The organism is Aquidulcibacter paucihalophilus (assembly GCF_002105465.1).
GTDB lineage: Bacteria > Pseudomonadota > Alphaproteobacteria > Caulobacterales > Aquidulcibacteraceae > Aquidulcibacter > Aquidulcibacter paucihalophilus.
The window spans coordinates 1-4,184 of the sequence record NZ_NCSQ01000125.1; the positions used below are offsets into that span (position 1 = coordinate 1).

The window sequence follows — 4,184 nt, forward strand, 5'->3', positions numbered from 1 at the left end:
GTCACAGACCAATCTGTGCCAAATGTTTTGATGACGGACAGGCTTTAGCATCTTCATAAAGTGCTGGAGGAACAGATAGGCTGTCTCGCCAGAGCGGATGGGGAAGTTCTGCTGAATCTCCCGCCGCTCGCTGCCACCGAAAGGTGGGTTGGCGAGTATGATATCCACCTGATCGCGCGGCTGGATGTCCGACAGCGAGCGGCCAAGCGCATTGTCATGCACGATGCTGGGTGCATCGATGCCATGCAAAATCATGTTCATGATGGCGATGACGTAGGCGAGGCTCTTCTTCTCTACGCCCGTGAAGGTGCGGCGCTGCAGCGTCTCAAGGTCTTTGGTGCTGTTCGCGCTGGGCCGCATGTAGGCGAAGGCTTCACACAGGAAGCCTGCGGACCCCACTGCACCGTCATAAATCGTCTCGCCGATCTTGGGCTTGATGACGTTGATCATCGCGCGGATTAGCGGGCGCGGCGTGTAATACTCCCCGCCATTGCGACCGGCATTGCCCATGCGCTTGATCTTGACCTCGTAAAGGTCAGACAGCTCATGCTTCTCGTCCTGGTTGCCGAAGCGGAGCTGATCGGTCAACTCCAGCACTTCGCGCAGCGTGTAGCCGGAATTGAACTTCGGTTTGATCTCGCTGAAAATCTCGCCAACTTTATACTCGATGGTAGCGGGGTTGGCGGCGCGCTGCTTGAAGCCGCGCAGGTAGGGGAACAGTGTGTCATCGACATACTCGATGAGATCGTCGCCGGTCATGGCGCGGTCACGGTCGAGCGTGCCATCGCCCTTTCGCGGCGCGGCCCAAACGGTCCATCGATGCTTGGCGTCGATGATGTGGCTGTAGGGCTTGCCTTCCAGCTCGGCTTTCAGCGCGCGTTCGCGCTCCAGGTCGTCGAGATATTTGAGGAACAAGATCCACGACGACTGCTCGGTGTAGTCGAGCTCGGTCGTGCAGCCCGCCTCCTGCCGCAGCGCGTCGTCAATCCGCTTGAATATGCCTTCAAACATTCAATTCTCTCTCGATTTTCGTTGCGCGGGCTAGATGACCACACAGCATCTGTATTCCAAAATTTTCTTTCATGATTCCAGTATCCTGTTTCCTCAATTTTTCTACCTTATGTGTGCCGCGAAGCATATTGTCCGTATGACGTGAAGTGTCCGCTTGCCTGTGGCACTGGCTCTTATGATGCTTTTTCCTCCTAAGTACGACATCTCAGGACGCAAGCAGCGGAACCCACTCATCATGGCAATCTAACTGCTAAGGACATCCCATTGGCTCCTATTTCCCACCAGAAACCTCAAGGAACAAGCGCACCAAGTCAGCATTCACGTAATAATTACTTCGTCCAGCCCGATGCTTGTTCACAAAACCAGCGTCGGCCAGCTGATCGAGGTATTTTGCTGCCGTTTGTCGGGAGACTTTGATGTCGTTGATGACAAATTCAATGCGGGTGTATGGGTGGCGGAAGAGGTTATTCAGCAAGTCTTGCGAGTAGAGGTGGGGCAGTTCGGTTCGCATGCGGCTCTTCACGCTCGCCATCTGGGTCCGTATGCCCTCCAAAAGCTCAAGCGTTGTGGTTGCTGTCTCGGCCACTGCACCCAGCATATAGAGGATCCAGTCTTCCCAAGCGCCGTCGGTGCGAACGGCTTGTAATAGGCGATAATAGTCAGCCTTTGTCCGGGTGATATGCCGTGACAGATAGAGGATTGGGATATCAAGCAGGCCGGATCGAGTAAGATAAAGGACGTTCAAGATACGGCCAATGCGCCCATTGCCATCCGGAAACGGGTGAATGCTCTCAAACTGATGATGAATGAGTGCCATCTTGATCAGGGGATCGATCTCGGGGTCTTGGTCGAGATTGATAAAGCTTTCCAGACTCGTCATTTGCGTCTTAATGTCACGCGCGTCTTGGGGCGGAACATAAACAATTTCGCCGGTCGTATCGTTTCTCAAGGCGGTTCCGGGTGTGTCTCTAAGCCCTCCGGCATGGCCTTTTAGAAGTTGAAACATCGCAATCAGCGTTCGGTTGGTGATCAATCCATCCGACTGACGAAGGTGATCAAAGCCAAGCTTTAAAGCATCGCGGTAAAGTGCGACCTCTTTGGCCGCTGGCGAGTTTGGACCATCTATCTCGAGATCGGCTTGAAAAAGTTCATCCTGTGTCGTGACGATGTTTTCGATTTCTGAACTCGCTTTGGCTTCTTGCAAAGCGAGCGTATCGATCAAGATCCCTTGGTTCGGGAGCGTTGCTGCGCGGCCTTTCAGCTCCGCCAAAGCGCGGTTTGCTTTGGCGAGCGCTTTGAGCACAGGCTTTGTTTCGAGCTCGATTGCGGGCGGTAGCTCGGGGATCAAGTATGTAGGCTTTAACATGTCACTCCCGATATGTTAAAAATTCTCGGAAAACTTAACATGTTCTCCGGTTATGTTCAATAATCAGCTTTGGCTTAACATATGCGGGGAGGGGGCTTCTCCCCATTTCGCATCAAGCATAGGGTCATCAGCCAACGACTGACCTAAGCGGAGATAAAAGCAATGTGGCAGGGTTTTATTAGATTGCTTTCCTGTGTCTTTGTCGCATTGCTTTGTTTGGGCTCGGGTGCCTCCGCTGGCGCTGGGTCAGCAATTTCCTCTGACGGCAGATATCAAGTCTTTATCAAGCCTTTGGTGAAAGGCGCAGCGGACGGAACTGGCGCAGAGGCGATTGTTCTTGTTGACAAAAATACGGGAACTGAAAGGCAATTATTGGTTTCCCGCTTTGATGACGATTACAAGCAAAACCTCACCAATCTTGATACGCCGCTGTTTTCGCTTGATGGCGGGTTTGTTTATGTCACATCAAACGATGCTTCGCCGTACAGGTCTGCGGTTCATCAAATCAACCTAAGAACCGGGAAAGCACGTTTTGTGACAACCGGCACCGCCCTCAGCGTCATAAGAACTGGCCCCTACCGAGGCTTCCTTATGATCCAGCGGCATAAACAGGCCCGACCACCCGAAAATGGCACGATCAATCCAGTCTTTGTTGTAAGGCCCGATGGAATGTTGGAATTCTTGGTTCCTGGTTCTGAAAACGAGTATGGCGAGTTGGCAGTCGCACCATGGCTTGCCAAACGTGGCTGGCATGCGTGGTGAGAATTATGATGTTTCAGTGATTTTTTCTGGTCACGAGGGTGCTCAGCACTGTTAGAAAAGATAGGAGTCCCAATCGATCTCACCATTTTTTGCCAGTTTTGTGGCCTTCAATAGGCCAGCGGCTATCACAGGCCGAATTTCATCGATGCATTTTTCGATATCTTGTTCAGCGGGCCGTTTACCATGCACCACTGCGCTCCGCAGCTCATATGCTTTCCTGAAACTCTTATGTATTTGCTGCTTCCGCTCTCGGTCGCCTTCCGCAAACTGAGATGCACGCAGCGACATTCGGAAGCTAAGCTCGGTAGTGTTCTTGCTGTCGCCATAAAGCGACTCAACAGCAATTATAAGATCAATCAATTTGTCGTTTTTGGAGTTGCGCGTTTCAGAAAGTAAATACCGGTGCAGCGCATTTTCTAAGTTAGGCCGAAGCTTGGGATTGGCATCCGGTCTTATGATGTTCCAGCAGTCAAGGATTGCCTTCGCCTGATCTATGCGGATCACAACTCTGTCCGTCGATGTCAACGTCCACGCGATCATTGGGTCACGACCAAAAGTCACATATTGGCCAAGGCTGAGAGCCGACGCGAACTGAAGAGATGGCGCATCAATATTGCCGGAGGGTATTTTGCAAAATTCGGGGCCTAAAAGTGCCACTGACAACAGGAATTTTTCTAATTGGGGCTGAAGCTCGGCAGGAGCAACATACTCTTCATTAGTTCCTGCATCACCAATTGCCTTTGGCATTTTAAGGCTGTAGCAAAGTCCGAACCAATCGCACTGAGCTTCAGGAATATGATTGGCGTAAATCTTGTAGGGCACGCACTGATTTAGAAAATTGGCCTTTTCATCTCCAGTCAAACGTCTGAATAGCAGCCCATTTGCCAAATCCACGTCGGTTTCAGCCGCAAGGCCTTGAATGAGCCAATGTTTATTGAGCGTGACCTCTTGGCCGGTTAAAAGCCGTACAACCATTTCAAGGTTCTTTTCGTTATTCGAATAATCTAGGCCGTGTGGACAAAGTATCTGATCCAGAGGCGTGTTG

4 protein-coding genes are annotated in these 4,184 nt (G+C 51.5%); 1 reads left to right on the forward strand and 3 read right to left on the reverse strand.

Annotated elements, in window-relative coordinates:
• On the reverse strand, window positions 1–1,011 hold a 1,011-nt coding region (locus B7364_RS08420), incomplete at its 3' end, for a class I SAM-dependent DNA methyltransferase (RefSeq protein WP_157893602.1).
• Between the two features lie 271 nt (window positions 1,012–1,282).
• Window positions 1,283–2,377, reverse strand: coding sequence for a Fic family protein (locus B7364_RS08425; RefSeq protein ID WP_085339560.1), 1,095 nt, complete (start codon window positions 2,375–2,377; stop codon window positions 1,283–1,285).
• Between the two features lie 294 nt (window positions 2,378–2,671).
• Between B7364_RS08425 and B7364_RS08430 the strand changes: the two genes are divergently transcribed.
• Window positions 2,672–3,139, forward strand: coding sequence for a TolB-like translocation protein (locus tag B7364_RS08430; RefSeq protein ID WP_157893603.1), 468 nt, complete (start codon window positions 2,672–2,674; stop codon window positions 3,137–3,139).
• A gap of 51 nt (window positions 3,140–3,190) precedes the next feature.
• Here B7364_RS08430 and B7364_RS08435 read toward each other — a convergent pair.
• A partial coding sequence (locus tag B7364_RS08435) for a HEPN domain-containing protein (protein WP_232780849.1) occupies window positions 3,191–4,184 on the reverse strand: 994 nt, incomplete at its 5' end.

Coding starts and splice junctions, on each gene's coding strand:
- B7364_RS08425 (WP_085339560.1), bottom strand. CDS start 2,377: ATGTTAAAGCCTACATACTTGATCCCCGAGCTACCGCCCGCAATCGAG.